This window comes from Streptomyces sp. NPDC059718 (genome assembly GCF_042733315.1).
Lineage (GTDB): Bacteria > Actinomycetota > Actinomycetes > Streptomycetales > Streptomycetaceae > Actinacidiphila.
This window is the reverse complement of record NZ_JBHWGA010000043.1, coordinates 1-17,514: the sequence shown is the minus strand read 5'-3', so window position 1 is coordinate 17,514 and position 17,514 is coordinate 1. Positions and strand designations below refer to the sequence as shown.

Below are 17,514 nucleotides of genomic sequence, written 5' to 3'. Positions count from 1 at the left end.
TCGAATCGTGCGGACCTGTGGTGTTCTCGCGGGAGGCGAGCCCTCCGGCCTAAGGCCCCGGTGTGCCGTCGTCCGGCCGGGAGATGTAGAGCTGTGCGTGGAGCCAGCCTTCCGTCTCCAGACCCCGAGCATCCACCCCGGCGGCCGACATCGTCTCGAGTACGAGGGCCTGTTCCTCCGGGGAGGCGAACCGTCGCTGTTTGAAGGCCTCGTCGACCCGGATGGTTCGGTACCCCAGTTCGGCCAGGGCGCGTTCGACGGGATCGAACGGGAACATCCGGAGCACGAAGTGCGCCATCCAGGGCCTGCGGCCGCCCTGCGCCCGGACCACGTGGGTGAGCGTCCGCTCGGTGACGTATCCGAGGCACCCCGTGGAGATGACCAGGTCCGTCCCGGCGAGCTGGGCGCGCTGCGGGGGCGTGGGGTCGAGCTGCTCCAGGTCGGCTTGCACCACGGCGTCGAGGAATCCGGCCTCGAGCGCGTAGGACAGCGCGCTGCCGGAGGTGTCCAGGCCGACGAAGCGGATGTCCTGCGCGGGCCGTCGGGACCGGGCCAGCTCCCGGTCCCGGGCCAGGAGCTCCGTGCGCGTCCGTGCTTCGGCGGCCGTCGCGGCACCGCCTTCCGCGTCGCAGTAGCGCGCGTACAGCTCGTCCATGGTCGCGTCGTACTTCAGCAGCGCGGCGTTGATCCCGTAGCTGCAGCCGATGTCCAGTACCTGCGGCACCGCGACGTGCCGGGACTCCCGGTACTCCTTGATGAGCTTGGCGAAGTAGGGCTTGGCGTGTTGCGGCACGCAGTAGCCGAGCGGGCGGAGCTCGCGGAAATAGCTGCGCGGATCGGGCTGGGTGTAGATGTGGTCAAGGGAGACCTTTCCGGTCGTGTCGAAACGCACGGGGCTCTCTTCCTCCGTGGATTGCAGAGTGGGGAAACGGCCGGCGACTGCGGGATCTCACCGCCCGCTAGTCCAGCAGTCGGTCGCCCCGTACGGCGCGGCCCTCGGCCGCCAGGTGCTCGGGCAGGACCCGGCCGAAGAGCTGCCGGGTCCTGGCCACGCTCCCGATGACGCCGGGGCGCTCGCTGTAGGCGAAGATCGCGGAGTGGCGCGCGGCCTCCCCGCGCACTGGGCTCACGCGGTGCAGGGAGTAGCGGCCCTTGAACAGCTGCAGGTCGCCCGGTTGCAGGGCGAGCCTCCGGATCACATGCTCGCCCCGGCCGTCCAGCACGTGCCGTACGTCGTCGAAGCACTCGTCCTGGGCGGACCTGATGTTGGGGCAGTACTCGAAGACGCCGCCGGCCTGCGCCTCCTGCGTGAGCATGCTCACGGTGAACTCGTTGGTGTCGAAGTGCCACGGGTGCTCCATGCCCGGCAGGACGACGTTGAGGACCAGTCCGGAGAGCGGGTCGGCCAGCTCGTGCAGCCGAGGGAGTCCGAAGCAGCGGGCGACGAATTCCTGGAACGCCGTGTCGGAGTAGAGCCGGCTGATGAGGGAGCTCGCGGGGACACGGTCCCGGGCGACGAAGGCGTTGCCCCGCTGGAACGTCCTGCGGCCGGGATGGTCCTGCGGCAGCTCCGAGTCCACCGCGATGTTGTAGACGTTGACCGTTTCGACGTCGAAGTGGGCCATGGGGGCGATGGCCGAGCACTCCTGCCGCAGGACGTCGCGGAGTGACGGGCGGATGAAGTCGGGGAGGACGGTGCAGCCGAGAGCGGCCAGTTCGCGCCGGGCGTGGGAGACCACCGCCTGCCCTCCGGCGCTGTCGAGTTCTGTCAGGGGATACCGAGCGGTGTCGACCACTTGGTCAAGCGCGATGGCCTTCGAGGTGCTCATGCGACCCTCTCTGCGTGCGGGCAGACCGTCCTGGGGGATGCTCGATCCCCCTGGCTCGTCGGCAACTCCCTCGAGAGGTACCCGGGTTGAAGCTCTCATAGTGGCCGCGACGTTGTCTGTAACACACGACACTGGGTGGTCGCGTCCGCCCAGCCGCCCGGTCGCCGGTCCTCAGGGGTGCAGAGCCTCTTCCACCGGTGCCGGCGGTCGCTGACCTGACCGCAGTGGGGAGGGCCCGGCGGAAGGCCTCGCCGTCCGCGTCGGAGCCGTCGCGGCAGACGGTCTCGACGCCGGGGTGCCGGCGCAGTCACCGCTCAGGGCGTCGGCGACGCGGCCCGGGAGTACGGCGACCCGTTCGCCGGTCTCGGCGTCGATGGGGATCGTGGCGAAGTGGCGGCGGCGCTTGAGCGCGCCCAGGACCAGGCAGACCAGGCGCCGGCCCCGTACCACGACCCGCCTGCCGTCCGCCGGCACATCGGCTTCGGTACGTCGGTGGAAGCCATGCACCCCGAGCGTCGGCTTCCCGCACGCAGGCCACGGCATCGGCTGGTCCCGGGTCCGGATCGACAGCCGGATGACCTCGGCTCGTCCGCCACCCCTTCGACGACCAGCGACGAAGGTCCCGAAGGTGGCAGCGCGCAGTGCGGGCCCGCAGGTCCGGCGGGGCTCCACCGTTTCGCGGGGTCTGGGCCCCGAAAGGTAAGGCCGCGGCCCCGATCAGGCGTTGACGTAGACCCGGGTCACGAATTCCGCGATCTGCGTGTCTGTGAGGTTGCGCGCGAGGTCGGCTTCGCTGATCATGCCGACCAGTTGGTGCCCCTGTTCCGTGTCGATCACCGGCAGACGCTTGATCTGATGCTGCTCCATCACCTGCAATGCCTCATCGGCACCGGCGCTCGCGTCGATCCATCGCAGGTTTCCGGCGAGGGTTCCCGCCTGTACCGTTGCCGGGTCGATGCCCTCTGCGTCGCACTGGACGACTATGTCGCGGTCGGTGATCAGGCCCGTGAGCCTGTTGTCGTCCCCGCAGATGGGCAGGCATCCGACGTTCAGGTCGCGCATCATCTTTGCCGCTTCCTGAAGCGACTGGTGCGCGCCGACGCACTGGACTCCGCCGGACATGATGTCCCTGGCGGTGAGCTGGTCGTTGCCCTTCATGGCTTTCTCCTTCGCCCGCGAAGGCGGCGCGCGGTCCAGGGTTGCACGTGCCTGCGTTCCTGGCTGTCCGGTCCGGTTGCCGGCGGATGCTCATGAGGCTGCCCGGAGACATCTCGTCGATCGATTCGTACGCCCTGGCGTCGCTCCGGGCCCCTGCTGCAACCTGTCGTTGAGGGGAAGGGCGCGCTTTCGAAGGCACCCCTCTTTCCAGGATCGGCTCCGTCCATACGGCTCGCATCTGCAGGGGATCTGTCCTGCTGCGATCTGTGGCATATGCGTCCCGCGGTGTGGTGCGACCCGGCTCGGCCGTGTGGTGGCGGTCGTCGGGTGTCTTTCACTACCGCCGGTCAGGGCGGGGGTCCGGAAGCATGAGTTGCGCGGTGGACTGACGTAGCCCCCTCACGGAGAAAAGCCACGGATCCACCCCCGCTCACAGGGATGGATCCATGGCCTTTCGGGACGTGGGGCGACTGGAGGGTGTCCGCCGCTCAGGCGCAGACGGCCGCGGGCGTATCGCATTCGGCGGTCTCGCCGGTGGCACTGGCCCGGCGCCCGGCACCCGCCAGGGCGTCCTTGACCTCCCGCGCCACGCGGGCCGCGTCCTCGGGGTTGTTCACCACATCGGTGTGATTCATGTCGACGACGAGGACCTCGCTGGCCGAATAGTGCATGTGCACCCAGTCGTCGTAGCCGGACCACAGCGTCCGGTAGTACTCGACGAGGCTCTCATCCTGTTCGAAATCTCGGCCCCGCAGCCCGATACGGTGCAGCACCGTCTCGAAGTCCGCCTTGAGATAGACCATGAGATCGGGTGCCTTGCGGTACGGCAGGCCGTCGATCTCGCGCATCATCTCGTCGAGCAGCCCCTCGTACACCCGCATCTCGAGGGAGCTGATCCGGCCCAGGTCGTGGTTGACCTTGGCGAAGTACCAGTCCTCGTAGATGGACCGGTCGAGGACGTTGTCGCCCTGCCTGTACGCCTCCTTGATCGAGGCGAACCGCGTCTGCAGGAAGTAGAGCTGAAGCAGGAAGGGGTACCGCTTGGCCTGGATCTCCTCGGGGCTCGCCGTGTAGAAGAGCGGAAGGATCGGATTGTCTTCCACGCTCTCGTAGAAGACTTCGCTGCCCAGTTCCTTGGCGAGCAGTTCGGCCACACTCGTCTTGCCGATTCCGATCATGCCTCCGACGCAGATCACTGACATACCTCACATCTCCGTGGCGGGTCTTCTGTTCACGGGCGGGTGGGCAGGGCGCCCCAGACCACTTGGACGCGCGTCGGCGGTCACGCGATTCCCGGGATCTCCATGATCAGCGTCGTGTCGTCCCCGTCCGGCCCCAGGCCCTGACAACGGCCGCTCACCTCGACCGGCCGACCTGGCCGTTCCGCAGTCGCCACACAGCAACGAGCCGCAGCCCCCCGCGGCCGCCCTGAAGTTTAACTGATCGTTTCAGAATGACGTACGGGAGACGTCGCAGGCAGACGATGCTGCGGGCGAGTTCCGGCAGGCCCTGGCGGAGGCCGGCGCGGCGTCCGTGCCCGGACCGGATTCGGGCGCGACGCCGCGACGCGCGATCAGGAGGCCGACTCCCCGAGCGCGCTCCCGGTACTACGCGGTCGAAGGCGCCCCCTCACTCCGGCGAGCAATTTCAGGCGGTACCCCATTGGCGAAGTTGCAGGGCGATCTCCTTGACGGACTTCTCGCCGGAGATGGCGTCGCGGACCAGGACAGCGGCGTCCTTGGGCGGGTAGGTCAGGTTGTGGCCGTTCACGCGGAGGAACGCGACTGCGGCAAGCCATCCGAACTGGCCGTTGGAGTGCTCGAGAGCCGGGAGCCTCACCAGGGTGTGCAGCAGCGCGGCAGCCTTGAGCCAGATCGAGCCGTAGACATCCTGGCCCATGGCCTCCGCGCGGTGCCGGGCGACCGCGGCGGGAAGTACTCCCAGGTCGTCGGCCTGCGGGTCGCCGAGAATGTGCTCGGCGACCTGCAGCAGCATCGGCACCTCCGCGTAGATCACCCCGTCGGGGCGGGGTGTGCTCACGCGGCGGTCCCGTGTGCCTGGTCGCCGTCGAGCTCGGCCAGGCGGCGGCCGGCCTCCGCCTCCGCGGAGCGGCGCTCCTCGTTCGGACGTCCGTCCTCCGGCAGGATCTCGGCGAACGCGTCCTTGACGTGGGCGTGCGCATCCACCGCGGCCTGCAGGAATTCGTTCGGGACGGCATTGGCGAAGCTGAGGGCGGCCCGGCGGATGTACTCGCGGGTGGACAGGCCCGCGGCCGTGGCCGCACGGCGCACCTGGTCCAGTTCGTCATCGTCCGCGAAGGGGACGTTCATACCCTTGGAAGTCGGCATGTACTGACGGTACCGCCAGTACAACCGGGGCGCGAGTGGTTCAGTGCTTCCGGGCCGGGTCCGCACCGTGGCAGGAGAGACGACGAGACGAACCGCACCCCAGCCCATCTGCGGATCCGGCCCCGTCCGAGCGGGGAGAGGCCTCCGGGAGGTTCTGCCCGCGGTCGATCCCCCACGACGAACGTTGCGCGCACCCGTCCGCCATGGGGCCATGGGCGAAGGCCTGCGGCGGTACATGCCCCAAGGGTGGGGCGGGCACGGCGTCGGCCACCCCACCCCGATTACCGTTGCGGCTTTGCCTTCGACAGGATGAGTCCATGACCGAGATCCAGACCCCCCGCCTGCTCCTGCGCCGCTGGCAGGACGACGACCTGGTCCCCATGGCCGAGATCAACGGCGACCCGCAGGTGATGCGCTGGGTCGGCGACGGCTCCGTACGCGACCTGGAACATACGGCGGAGGCCATCGAGCGGTGGGAGGAGGAGTGGGACGAGGAGGGCTTCGGCCTCTTCGCCGTCGAGATGCTGGCCTCGGGTGAACTGGCCGGTTTCACCGGCCTGTCCCTCCCCGAGTTCCTGCCGGAGGTAATGCCCGAGGTGTCCGTCTGCTGGCGGCTGGGCACGCAGTTCTGGGGTCAGGGCTACGCCTCGGAGGCCGCCCACGCCGCGATGGAGTTCGCGCTCCAGGACCGCGGCCTGGAGCGCCTGATCGGCATCGCCCGGATCGGCGACGACGCCTCGGAGAACGTCATGCGCAAACTCGGCATGGCGCCGCAACGCGAGACCACGCACCCGGAGTACGGTTTCCCGCTGCGCGTCCACGCCATCGACCTCACCGAATTCCACGCCTGAGCCCGACCGGCCGTCCCCGCCGACGGGCCAAGGCACGCCGGCACAGGCCGCGGCCGGCCACCGGCCTCTATCGACAAGGTTCAGTCGACCGGCCTGCGGAGACACCTGGACCGCGACTGCCACACACCGGCCGGCCCGCAGGCCGTCCCGTGCAAGGCGCGCAGCCCCCGCTAGCGCGGGCCCGGGAGCGGCTCCCGGGCCCGCGTCGCGCGTCGGCGTGTGTCGGCGTGCGTGCACGGCAACTGGGGACGCGCCGATTCACCGACGACGTTCAGCCCAGCCGTGCGTCAAAGGCCAACGCCTGCGCCAGCTCCTCGACACGTCGCTCGGCGAGGCCTCTGGAGACGAACCAGGCACCCACGTTGCGGACATCGCGCTCCAGGAAGGACAGACCCCGCGGGTTCGCGACGACGTCGACGATCTGGGGCACGTCGATGACGACCAGGCGGCCCTCGTGGACAAGGATGTTGTAGGCCGACAGGTCGCCGTGCGCATAGCCGTCACGCGCGAGCAGGGACAAGCTGCGGCCCAGTTGCTCCCATAGGTCGTCCAGATCGACTTCTTCCGAGCGGAGCTGGGCGAGACGTGGCGCGGCCGTCCCCGACCGGTCGCCGATGAACTCCATCAGGATCTCGGTCCCGAGGATCTGAACGGGGTACGGCACGGCCACCCCCGCCGACCACAGCCGCGACAACGCCGCGAACTCGGCGCCGGCCCACTGGCCGGCGATGGCCTCCTTGCCGAAAGCCGTGCGCTTGGCCATGGCCCGGCTGATCCGGGACTCCTTGTGGGAACGCCCTTCCAGGTATCCGGAATCGCGGTGGAACATGCGGTGCTGTCCGTCGCGGTAGCGTTTGGCGGCCATCAGGGTGCGGCGGTCGGTTCCGGGCACCGCCCGTTCGATCAGGAAGACGTCGGCCTCTTTGCCGGTCTTGACGATCCCGAGTTCGAAGTCGACGGCGGCCAGGTCCGTCACCACCCATGCGGGGCGCGGCTCGGGGCCCTTCTCGGTCGGGGTCGACCGATCCCAGGTGGACCAGCGATCACCCTCGGCAGGGCCGTCGGTTGACTGGCCGGGTGTTGGTTCCTCGAGGGTGTCCTCGTCGTCTTCGGCACCGGTATCGAAGGCGGTGGAACCGGCGTCCGGGGTGCTGCGGCCATCCCAGACCGCCGAGGGCCGGCGTGCCGCGTACTCGGGGAAGGCCTCCTCGAAGGCCTCGTCGGCGTCGCGGTGGCTGCGTCGTCTGGTGCCCTTGGGGCGGATACGGGTGAAGGACTCGCCGTCGGCAAAGCGCTCACGCATGGTGATGATCTCCAGTGGAAGGACCCACCGGACGGAGCGTCAGCGAACGCGCGTCGTCAGCCGATGGGCAGGTAGCGAGAAAAGGCGTCTGGCGCGCACACACGAGCGCGCCGCGTCAGGGCGGCGTCCACGAAGACGCACCTCCTCTCCCACTACGCCGGGCCGTTGTTCACGCCCAGCACTCCAGATCGGCACGATCCTAACCAGCCCCGCAGACCGCGCAACCGGTTTTCTCGGGCCCCCGCAGGCACGGCTTGACGATCAATCGCCCCGGGGAGCTCTCGGAGGGGCGACCCCGCATTGCGCGGGCGCTCCCGGGCCCCGGGTACGCCGTCGTCCCGGCCGGTCCGGATGGGCTTCGCCGCGGCTGCGGACGGGCGCCGCCCCGTGGGGGCCGCGGACCCGCCGGGGAAATCGGACCGGGCGGGTAAACTCGTGGGGAAGTGCGATCCGCAGACGTCGGTACCCCGGCGCCGGCACGCACGACGCAGCTCGACCCCACGCCGTACGGACGGGACCACCCGCTGTCGGTCACCGTCTTGTCTTCGGCTCGTTCTGGCGACTCCCCGGCCGCGCATCCACCGGGAATCCCTCGATGCGTGCCCCGTCGAGGAAGGTTCGCCCATGAACCGTACGCCCCGGAACGACCAGCGCTCCGGTCAGACCGGCCGTTCCCGCCCGCAGGTTCCCGGCCGCTCCGGCGGCAAGGGGCGCCCCACGGCCCCGCAGGGCGAGTTCGCAGCCCCCGCGACGGTGACCCCGGCGCTGCCGCCGATGACGGCGTTCACCGAGCTCCGGCTCCCGCCTGCCCTGCTGAAGACCCTGACCGACCTCGGCGTGGACGAACCGTTCCCCATCCAGGCCGCCACCCTGCCGGACGCGCTGGCCGGCCGGGACGTGCTCGGCCGGGGACGCACCGGCTCGGGCAAGACCCTGGCCTTCGGCCTGCCGCTGCTGACCCGCACAGCCGGACAGCGTGCCGAGCCCAAGCGGCCCCGCGCACTGGTCCTGGTGCCCACCCGTGAACTGGCGCAGCAGGTCACGGAAGCACTCACCCCCTACGCCCAAGCGCTGGACCTCAGGCTCGCCACCGTGGTCGGCGGCCTCTCGATCGGCCGGCAGGTCGGCGCGATCCGGGCGGGGGCCGAGGTCGTCGTCGCCACGCCCGGACGTCTGAGCGACCTCGTCGCGCGCCGCGACTGCCACCTGGACCACGTGCGGATCACGGTCCTGGACGAGGCGGACCAGATGGCCGACCTGGGGTTCATGCCGCAGGTCACCGAGCTGCTGGACCAGGTGCGGGCCGGCGGCCAGCGGATGCTGTTCTCGGCCACCCTCGACAACAACATCGACCTCCTGGTCCGTCGCTACCTGACCGATCCGGTGGTCCACTCGGTCGACCCCTCGGCCGCGACCGTCGTCGCCATGGAACACCACGTGCTGTACGTCCACGCCGCCGACAAGTACGCCACCGCCACCGAGATCGCCGCCCGCGACGGCCGGGTGATCATGTTCCTGGACACCAAGCACGCGGTCGACCAGTTCACGAGGCACCTCGAGGGTTCCGGTGTCGCGGCGGCGGGCCTGCACAGCGGGAAGTCCCAGCCGCAGCGCACCCGGGCCCTCGCCCGGTTCAAGAACGGCGAGGTGACGACCCTGGTGGCCACCAACGTCGCCGCCCGCGGCATTCACATCGACGACCTGGACCTCGTGGTCAACGTCGACCCCCCCGGTGACGCCAAGGACTACCTCCACCGCGGCGGGCGGACCGCGCGGGCCGGCCGGTCCGGCCGGGTGGTGACCCTCGTGACCACTCACCAGCGCCCCGACATGACCCGGCTCATGTCCGACGCGGGCATCCGGCCGACGGTCACCCAGGTGCGTTCCGGCGACGCGGCGCTGAGCCGGATCACCGGGGCCAAGGCCCCGTCCGGCATTCCCGTCGCCGGCGCACCCGCCGCGCAGGCGCCGGCACGCGGTGGCGCCCCGTTCCGCGGCCTGGGCACACGCCCCGGCCGGGAGTCGCGCAAGACGGCCGAGGCCCGCCAGATGGCCGCGGCCCGCGAGGCCGCCCGCATCCGCCGGGGCAACTGACCCACGCACGCTGCGCCGGCCCACCCGCCGACGTCGCCGCCATGGGGCGTGCTCGTCCGGAGGCGGGCGTCCGGCAAGCGGCATCGGTACGAAGGCCGTCGAGCAGGAACGCGACGCCGCGGCGCCAGGCATCAGGGGCGGCGCTCGCGGAGGCACGGGCGAGCAGGGCGTTGGTCGACGCTCCGCACACGGCGATGCGTTCCGATTTCGCCGCGAACTGGGCGCCGGGGCAGCGTCGTTCACTGGGGAAACGGCTCCATCAGCAGAGGTCGGTGGTGAGCGACGGGGCCGCCAGCTGTTGTGTGATTCATTAGTGAATCTCAGTCTTTCTTATCCGCTATCTTGATTGCGTGAAGCTTTCCGAGTGGGCGGCACGCAACGGCGTGCACTACCAGACCGCGTGGGCGTGGGCGAAAGAGGGCCGTATGCCGGTCCCAGTGCGCCAGACGCCATCGGGCACGTGGCTGGTCGACGAGCCCGCCTCGGAGACGTCCGGCCGCGTCGTGGCGTACTGCCGGGTTTCGTCGGCGGACCAGAAGCCGGACCTTGACCGGCAGGTGGCCCGCGTGGTCCAGGGGGCCACCGGTCTCGGCCTGCCGGTTGCGGAGGTCGTGACCGAGGTCGGCTCGGGGCTGAACGGGCGGCGCGGCAAGCTGCACCGGGTTCTGTCCGACCCGCAGGCGGCTGTGATCGTGGTCGAGCACCGCGACCGGCTGGCCCGGTTCGGCGTCGAGCACCTCGAAGCGGTCCTGTCGGCGTCCGGGCGGCGCCTGGTCGTCCTGGACCCCACCGAGACAGCAGATGACTTGGTGCGCGACATCACCGAGGTGCTGACGTTGATGTGTGCGCGTCTGTATGGGCGGCGGGCGGCGAAGAACCGGGCCGCTCGCGCGGTGGCGGTGGCAACCGGCGGGGCCTTCGAGTGAAGAAGTTCCGGCCGCAGTCCGGGTTCGTGGCGCAGGCGTACCGCTTCGCTGTGGACCCGAACGCCGTCCAGGAGCGTACGCTGCGTTCGCACTGCGGCGCGGCCCGCGCGGCGTACAACTGGGCTGTTGGCTGGGTGACCGCCTCGTGGTGGCAGCGCCGCGCGGAGGAGTCCTACGGCGTCCCCGAGGCCGGGCTGACGCAGTGGCGGCCGTGGTCGCTGCCGTCGCTGCGGAAGGCGTTCAACGAGGCCAAGCACACCGACCCCAGGTTCGCCGCCTGGTGGGAGGAGAACTCCAAGGAGGCGTACTCCACCGGTCTGGCGAATGCGTCGGCGGCGTTCGACAACTACGCGAAGTCGAAGAACGGCAAGCGCAAGGGCGCCCGGATGGGTGCGCCGCGGTTCAAGTCGAAGCGGAAGGCTCGCCTTGCCTGCCGGTTCACCACCGGCACGATCCGCGTGGACGCCGACGGCCGGCATGTGACGCTGCCGAGGCTGGGTACGATCCGTACCCACGAGCCCACCGGCAAGCTCCTCGCCCGCGTCCAGGCCGGGACGGCGCGGATCCTGTCTGCGACTGTGCGACACGAGCGCGGGCGCTGGTTCGTCTCCTTCCAGGTGGAGGTGAAGCGGGACATCGAGCGAGTCAAGCGTGCGGACACAGCGGTCGGGATCGACCTCGGAGTCAAGGCCCTCGCGGTGATGGCGGACAGCACGGGCGAGATCCGCACCGTCGCCAACCCCAAGCACTACGACACCGCGCTCAAGCAGCTGTGCCGCGCCTCCCGCGTCGTGTCCCGACGCCAGGGCCCCGACCGGCGCACCGGACAGCAACCCTCCCGCCGCTGGGAGAAAGCCAACGCCGCCCGCAACCGCGTGCACCACCGGGTCGCGAACCTCCGCGCGGACGCCCTGCACAAGCTCACCACGAGCGTTGCGGCCGAGTACAGCACGATCGTGGTCGAGGACCTGGGCGTTGCCGGGATGCTCCGCAACCGGCGCCTCGCCCGGAAGATCGCCGACGCCTCCTTCGGCGAGATCCGCCGTCAGCTCACCTACAAGACCCGCCAGCGCCACGCCACCCACATCGTGGCCGCCGACCGCTGGTACCCGTCCTCCAAGACCTGCTCCGGGTGCGGCGCGGTGAAAGCCAAGCTGCCGCTGCACGTCCGGACCTACGAATGCGACGCCTGCCACCTGGTCGTCGACCGGGACGACAACGCCGCACTCAACCTTGCCGCACTCGCGGCGGCCTGCATGACTGGTACCGGAGTGGCCGGAGACCAGGACACCGCCCCGGTGGTGTCGAAGCCTCGTGGAGCCGACCGTAAGACCCGCGCCACCCGCCCCCGCCACAAGGCGGAGGCGGGGCGGGCAGGTGGCGCAACCCCGCCGCACCAGCGGCAGACAGAAGCGAGAGACCGTCCTCAAGCCGAAGCCCCCACGCTTTGGTGATGTGACGGACCTTCCAGGCAGAAATGCCCGGAATGCCGAGAGCCACTGAGGCTCTGAGCAACGGCATACTGTCCGTCGTGATGACGTATGACCACTTCGGTTCGACCTACAGTCATACGCGACGACCGGATCCCCGGATCGCTGCCCAGATCCACGAGGCGCTCGGCGATGCCGCCGCCGTCATCAACGTGGGTGCCGGCGCCGGTTCCTACGAACCACCGGCAACGGTGCTGGCGGTTGAACCCAGTTCGGTGATGATCGCCCAACGTCCGACCGGATCCGCGCGGGCCCTGCGGGCATCGGCGGAGTCGATTCCCATCGCAGACGACTCGGCCGACGCGGTGATGGCGCTGCTGACGGTGCACCACTGGACCGACCTGGAGGCCGGTGTCGGGGAACTCCTTCGGATCGCCCGGCAGCGCGTCGTCGTCTTCACGTGGGACCAGGCCGTCTTCCGCAGGTTCTGGCTGCTGGACGAGTACCTGCCAGAGGTGGCCGCGTTCGACGGCACAAGGGCCATCCCGATCGACCGGCTGGTTGCGCTGCTGGGAGGCGCGCGCATCGAGACGGTCCCGGTCCCGCACGACTGCATCGACGGATTCGGCGCTGCCTTCTGGCGCCGGCCTGAGGCGTACCTCAACCCGAACGTGCGATCCGGTATATCGATGCTCGCCCAGACCGGTGAGGAGGTCCTCCGCCCGGGCCTGGCAAGGCTGTCCAGCGACCTGTCTTCCGGTCTGTGGCACGAACGCCATGCTGACCTGCTGAACCGCGAAACGCTCGACGTCGGCTACCGACTTCTCGTAGCCGACCTGTAGGAACAGGCGGGGGCAGGTCCGTGCCTTCCGCCCGGATCGCCTGCCGACTGTGCGACGTCGGCGTATGAGCGGTCGTGGTCCGCATCCCGCGATGTGTGAGGCCGAGTTCACCGGCTCCCGTACGCGACGATCAGCTACGGCCGGCGGTGAGGATCGCGCTTGCGACGACGTCGAAGAGGTGATCGGCGCGTGGCGCGAGCGAGGGTTGATCGCCGAGCCAGGCGAGCGCAGCCACCAGGGCGAACACATCGTCGCCGTCCATGTCGGTCCGCGCGGTGCCGGCGGCCTGGGCACGGGTGAGGAGCCGCGCGCCGGCCGCGCGCAGCGTGACGCACGACGCGTGGAGTGCGGACTCGGTGTCCTCGATGGCGGCTGCCATCAGCACCACAGCGCCCCGGTACTCGGTTGTCCACGCGACGCAGTCGCGCAGCCACGATACGAGAGCGTCGTCGGGCGAGCCGGCCGTTTCGAGGGCGCTGGCCTTGGCGGTCAGCTCGTCGAAGCTCGTGCGGAGCAGGGCGTCGAGCAGCGCCTCGCGCGTCGGGAAGTGACGCAGCAGCGTCGCGAGTCCGACATCGGCCCTGCGGGCGATGTCGCGCAGTGACACGTCGACGCCTTGCTCGGTGATGGCGGTGCCCGCTACTGCGAGCAGGTGGTCGCGGTTCTTCCTGGCGTCGGCCCGCATCTGCCCCTCTTGACTATCCGGATCAGTGGTCCATATATTCGGATCAGTGGTCCGGTTATGTGGATCGCTGATCCGAATGAGTCTATCCCGCAGCGCGGGCAGGAGAGAACGATGCCGAAACACACGATGAGGGCGGTCCGGCTCCATGAGCACGGCGGTCCTGAGGTTCTGCGGTACGACGAGGTGCCGATGCCCGAGCCGGGGCCGGGTGAGGTGCTCGTTCGTGTGCACGCGGTCGGCGTCAATCCCCCCGACTGGTACCTGCGCGACGGGATGTCCAACCTGCCTCCGGATGTGAGGCCGAAGTTCAGCCTGCCCGTGATTCCGGGGACGGACCTGTCGGGCGTCGTCGAGGCCGTCGCCGCGGATGTGGACGGCTTCTCCGTCGGGGACGAGGTCTTCGGTCTCCTCCGCTTCCCCAGCTTCGACGGCAGCACCTATGCCGAGTACGTGGCCGCGCCCGCGTCGGACCTCGCGCTCAAGCCGGCCGGCATCGATCACGTGCACGCCGCCGGGGCGCCCATGGCCGGGCTCACGGCGTGGCAGTTCCTGATCGAGCTCGGACACGATCACCCGTCGCCCTTCCAGGCGGCGCAGCACCGTCCGGTGCCACTCGACGCCGACACGACGGTGCTCGTCAACGGCGCCGCGGGCGGGGTGGGACACTTCGCGCTCCAGCTGGCGAAATGGAAGGGTGCACGGGTCATCGCGGTGGCGTCGGGCGCGCACGAATCCTTCCTGCGCGAACTCGGCGCCGACGAGTTCATCGACTACACCAAGAACCGTCCCGAGGAACTCGTGCACGACGTCGACCTCGTTCTCGACGCCGTCGGCGGCCCCCACAGCAAGCGCTTCCTGCGCACGCTCAAGCGCGGCGGCTCCCAGTTCCCCGTGTTCTTCGGCGAATTCGACGACGAGGAGACCGCGAAGCTGGGCGTCACCGTCACGGGCACCCAGGTCCGCTCGAACGGCGCCCAGCTCGCCGAACTGGCACGCCTGCTCGACGCGGGCACGGTCCGCGTCGCGATCGACAGCACGTTTGCGCTCACGGATGCCCGAGCCGCGCACGAACGCGCCGCCCGAGGGCACATCCGGGGGAAGATCGTGCTCACAGTCGCTTAGGAACGAGCCGTCTCACCGACGCGCAGGTGGTTGTGCCAGCCGCCGCAGCGGATTGAACAGCTGCGCTCCGGTCCGTTCGGGTTCGCCCGTGCGGGCCGGCCGCAGCGGGTGCACATTCGGCAGCTGTGCCAGTCGGCGTTCGGACTCGCGTCGTGGTGGTGCCGGTCGCCGATCGGTGTCCGGCCCGGGCGGTCGGCGGTCAGCCGGGTCCAGGCGTCCCGGTTGCCGATCCGGCCGGCAAGGTTGCGCGACGCCAGGGAAGACCGTGAGCCGGGTCGGCTGTGCTCACGAAGAACCGCCGGCCCAGGTCACCTGGAGCTGAGCGCTTTCTGATATTCCCGGCGCCTAAAAGACGGCGGATTCGATATTCGCCTCCGAAGCACCCACCACTCATTACTCGGCGATGGGGCTGGGGGGACCTGCCAGTACCCGGACCAGCAGGCCAGGGCCAAGGCAGGCCTGCTGGACCGCTCCGAGGCGCCCTTTCGGCTGGTTCTCTGGGATGCACGCAGTCGTCAAGAACCAAGGATTTCCCCATGAACCTGAAGCTCGAAATGATCGTGCTGCCCGTCTCCGACACCGACCGGGCCAAGGCCTTCTACGAGAAGGTCGGATTCCGCCTGGACGTCGACTACACGGCCAACGAGGAATTCCGGGTCGTGCACTTCACGCCGCCCGGCTCCGAGTGCTCGATCATTTTCGGCGAGGGAATGACTCCTATCGCACCCGGCTCGTTCCAGGGCCTGTATCTCATCGTCTCCGACATCGAGGAGGCCCACGCGGAGCTCGTCGGCCGCGGCATCGAGGTCAGCGAGATCTTCCACGACGCCGGCGGGCTGCTGTACCACGGCCACGAGGGCGGGGACGTCACCTACGACCGTGTCGGCCAGAAGCAGCTGGCCGGCCTGCATCCCGAGCGCGCCTCCTACGGCTCCTTCCTCACCTTCAGCGACCCGGACGGCAACGGATGGGTGCTCCAGGAGGTCTCGCAGCGCCTCCCCGGCCGCTGACCGCCCCACGAAGCCACCGCAGGCCGGCACCGGACCGCCGGGCGAGCGCAAGGGTTGCTCTCCGCCGCCCGGCGGTCCGGTGCCGCAGGCGCCGAGAGACGGCTTCGCCGCCATGGTCGTCCCATCCCGTGACCGCCCCGCCGACCCCGTGTGGTGTGGCGGCCCCGGCGCCGTCCGGCAACGGGGGAACGGCGAACGCGGCCGCAATGGACCTCGGACGCCGGAGTGTCCGACCGAGTCACCGAAGCAATCAGGAACGCAACAGTGAGGAACGCAGCAGTGATGAACGAGACGACCCGCACCTACGACGTGATCGTCATCGGTGGGGGGCCGGTCGGCGAGAACGTGGCCGAACGCGCCCGCGCCGCAGGGCTCAGCGCCGTGATCGTGGAACGCGAACTCCTCGGCGGTGAGTGCTCGTTCTGGGCCTGCGACCCGAGCAAGGCACTACTCCGGCCGGTGGTGATGCGGGCTGACGCGAGCCGCGTACCCGGACTCGACCCGGCAGTGGCCGGCCCGCTGGACGTCGAGGCGGTCCTCGCACACCGCGACAAGATGTCCTCGTACTGGAAGGACGAGGACCAGGTCGACTGGCTGAACTCGGTCTCCGTCGACCTCGTACGCGGCCACGGCCGCCTCACCGGCCCCAAGCAGGTGGCCGTGCAGACCGCTGAGGGCGACACCATCGCCCTGACCGCCCGGCACGCCGTCGCCGTCTCCACCGGCACCCGCGCCGCCCTGCCCCCGATCCCCGGACTCGACACCGTCCGCCCCTGGACCAGCCGCGAGGCCACCAGCGCCGACAAGGTGCCCGGCCGCCTCGCCGTCGTCGGAGGCGGTGTGGTCGCCGTCGAGATGGCCACCGTCTGGCAGGCGCTCGGTTCCCAGGTCACCATGCTCGTCCTCGACGGCGGACTCCTCGAGCGAATGGAGCCGTTCGCCGGCGAACTGGTCACCGACGGACTGCGCGAAGCGGGCGTCGACATCCGCTTCAACACCAGCGTCACCTCCTTGGCCCGCGAGGGCGGCGAAGACGGCGAGGTGCGGATCACGCTCTCCGACGGCGGGCAGCTGGCCGCGGACGAGATCCTGCTGGCGACCGGCCGCGCCCCGCAGACCCGCGACGTCGGCCTGGAGACCGTCGGTCTCACCCCCGGCGACTGGCTGACCGTCGACGACACCTTCCGCGTCACCGGCGTCGACGGCGGCTGGCTCTACGCCGTCGGCGACGTCAACCGCCGCGCGCTGATGACGCACCAGGGCAAGTACCAGGCCCGGATCGCCGGCACCGTCATCGGCGCCCGCGCCAAGGGAGAGCCCATCGACGACGCCCCCTGGGGCGCGCATGTCGCCACCGCCGACCACGCGGCCGTCCCCCAGGTCGTCTTCACCACCCCCGAGGTCGCCTCCGTCGGCCTGACCAGCCGCGAGGCCGAGCGCAGCGGGCGCCGCATCGAGGTCGTCGACTACGACCTCGCCCACGTCGCCGGCGCCCACCAGTACGGCGAGGACTACCGCGGCAGGGCCCGCATGCTCGTCGACACCGACCGCAACACCGTGGTGGGCGTCACCTTCGCCGGCCCCGGCGTCGGGGAACTGGTGCACTCGGCCACCATCGCGGTCGCGGGTGAGGTGCCCCTCCACCGGCTCTGGCACGCCGTCCCCGCCTTCCCGACCCTCGGCGAAGTCTGGCTGCGTCTGCTGGAGACCTACCGCGGCTGAGTACGCTCCGGCCGGCATGCGGGGCGGTCCTGACCCCCGCCGGATGACTGGGTCGCGTGCGGGTGAGGAGCGATCCTCCTCGCCCGGTGGCCGGTGGCGGGGGGGGGGGGAAATAGAAACCCCCCCCCCCCCCCGGCCGCGCGGGGGCCCGCAACCCCCCGGGGGGGGGGGGGGCGGGGGAATATAAAAAAAAA

Annotated in this window: 16 protein-coding genes and 1 pseudogene; 8 read left to right on the top strand and 9 right to left on the bottom strand. The window is 70.2% G+C overall.

Translation table 11 applies throughout. The annotated features are described in order from the left end of the window. Nucleotides 1–49 precede the first annotated feature (49 nt). The 7 genes and pseudogenes from ACFV3E_RS35340 to ACFV3E_RS35310 form a co-directional block, all read right to left on the bottom strand. On the bottom strand, nt 50–892 hold the full coding sequence (locus ACFV3E_RS35340; protein WP_500538852.1) for a class I SAM-dependent methyltransferase: 843 nt from the start codon (nt 890–892) through the stop codon (nt 50–52). A gap of 67 nt (nt 893–959) precedes the next feature. After that, a complete protein-coding gene (locus ACFV3E_RS35335; RefSeq protein WP_500538850.1) occupies nt 960–1,829 on the bottom strand; it encodes a HalD/BesD family halogenase in 870 nt (289 codons plus the stop codon). A 125-nt stretch (nt 1,830–1,954) separates the two neighbouring features. After that, nucleotides 1,955–2,464: pseudogene (locus tag ACFV3E_RS35330) on the bottom strand (hypothetical protein); the annotation flags it as partial. Nucleotides 2,465–2,546: 82 nt separating this feature from the next. Continuing rightward, a complete protein-coding gene (locus ACFV3E_RS35325; protein ID WP_500372410.1) occupies nt 2,547–2,987 on the bottom strand; it encodes a CBS domain-containing protein in 441 nt (146 codons plus the stop codon). A gap of 488 nt (nt 2,988–3,475) precedes the next feature. Continuing rightward, on the bottom strand, nt 3,476–4,189 hold the full coding sequence (locus tag ACFV3E_RS35320; RefSeq protein ID WP_500538848.1) for a deoxynucleoside kinase: 714 nt from the start codon (nt 4,187–4,189) through the stop codon (nt 3,476–3,478). 445 nt (nt 4,190–4,634) lie between these two features. Beyond that, a complete protein-coding gene (locus ACFV3E_RS35315) occupies nt 4,635–5,027 on the bottom strand; it encodes a type II toxin-antitoxin system death-on-curing family toxin (RefSeq protein WP_500538846.1) in 393 nt (130 codons plus the stop codon). Then, complete coding sequence (locus ACFV3E_RS35310) at nt 5,024–5,335, bottom strand: hypothetical protein (RefSeq protein ID WP_500538844.1); 312 nt, start codon at nt 5,333–5,335, stop codon at nt 5,024–5,026. The genes ACFV3E_RS35315 and ACFV3E_RS35310 overlap by 4 nt, the downstream gene beginning before the upstream one ends. A 317-nt stretch (nt 5,336–5,652) precedes the next feature. Here ACFV3E_RS35310 and ACFV3E_RS35305 point away from each other — a divergent pair, with 317 nt between their 5' ends. Further along, nucleotides 5,653–6,186: a GNAT family N-acetyltransferase gene (locus ACFV3E_RS35305; protein WP_500538842.1), complete on the top strand. Its 534-nt coding sequence runs from the start codon at nt 5,653–5,655 to the stop codon at nt 6,184–6,186. A 271-nt stretch (nt 6,187–6,457) separates the two neighbouring features. On the opposite strand, the gene ACFV3E_RS35300 is transcribed toward ACFV3E_RS35305, so the two are convergent. Further along, entirely contained in the window at nt 6,458–7,489 is a 1,032-nt protein-coding gene (locus ACFV3E_RS35300; RefSeq protein ID WP_500538840.1) for a serine protein kinase RIO, read from the bottom strand. 624 nt (nt 7,490–8,113) lie between these two features. On the opposite strand from ACFV3E_RS35300, the gene ACFV3E_RS35295 reads away from it, so the two are divergent. The 4 genes from ACFV3E_RS35295 (at nt 8,114) to ACFV3E_RS35280 (ending at nt 12,781) form a co-directional block, all read left to right on the top strand. After that, nucleotides 8,114–9,583: a DEAD/DEAH box helicase gene (locus tag ACFV3E_RS35295; protein WP_500538838.1), complete on the top strand. Its 1,470-nt coding sequence runs from the start codon at nt 8,114–8,116 to the stop codon at nt 9,581–9,583. 350 nt (nt 9,584–9,933) lie between these two features. After that, nucleotides 9,934–10,509, top strand: coding sequence for an IS607 family transposase (locus ACFV3E_RS35290; RefSeq protein WP_500538836.1), 576 nt, complete (start codon nt 9,934–9,936; stop codon nt 10,507–10,509). After that, the gene (tnpB, locus tag ACFV3E_RS35285) at nt 10,506–11,963 is read left to right on the top strand and encodes an IS607 family element RNA-guided endonuclease TnpB (protein WP_500538834.1); all 1,458 of its coding nucleotides are present in this window, start codon (nt 10,506–10,508) and stop codon (nt 11,961–11,963) included. Before ACFV3E_RS35290 ends, tnpB begins: the two co-directional genes overlap by 4 nt. Nucleotides 11,964–12,043: 80 nt before the next feature. Beyond that, nucleotides 12,044–12,781, top strand: a complete 738-nt coding sequence (locus tag ACFV3E_RS35280) for a class I SAM-dependent methyltransferase (RefSeq protein WP_500538963.1) — start codon at nt 12,044–12,046, stop codon at nt 12,779–12,781. Nucleotides 12,782–12,911: 130 nt separating this feature from the next. Here the strand turns inward: ACFV3E_RS35280 and ACFV3E_RS35275 are convergent, their stop codons facing one another. Beyond that, complete coding sequence (locus tag ACFV3E_RS35275) at nt 12,912–13,466, bottom strand: TetR/AcrR family transcriptional regulator (RefSeq protein WP_500538832.1); 555 nt, start codon at nt 13,464–13,466, stop codon at nt 12,912–12,914. Nucleotides 13,467–13,577: 111 nt separating this feature from the next. Between ACFV3E_RS35275 and ACFV3E_RS35270 the strand changes: the two genes are divergently transcribed. The 3 genes from ACFV3E_RS35270 (at nt 13,578) to ACFV3E_RS35260 (ending at nt 17,320) form a co-directional block, all read left to right on the top strand. Then, a complete protein-coding gene (locus ACFV3E_RS35270; RefSeq protein WP_500538961.1) occupies nt 13,578–14,588 on the top strand; it encodes an NADP-dependent oxidoreductase in 1,011 nt (336 codons plus the stop codon). Nucleotides 14,589–15,124: 536 nt separating this feature from the next. Further along, nucleotides 15,125–15,598 carry a VOC family protein gene (locus ACFV3E_RS35265; protein WP_500359690.1) on the top strand — a complete coding sequence of 158 codons (474 nt, stop codon included), beginning with the start codon at nt 15,125–15,127 and terminating at the stop codon, nt 15,596–15,598. A gap of 282 nt (nt 15,599–15,880) precedes the next feature. Next, on the top strand, nt 15,881–17,320 hold the full coding sequence (locus ACFV3E_RS35260) for a dihydrolipoyl dehydrogenase family protein (RefSeq protein ID WP_500538830.1): 1,440 nt from the start codon (nt 15,881–15,883) through the stop codon (nt 17,318–17,320). Nucleotides 17,321–17,514: the final 194 nt, after the last annotated feature.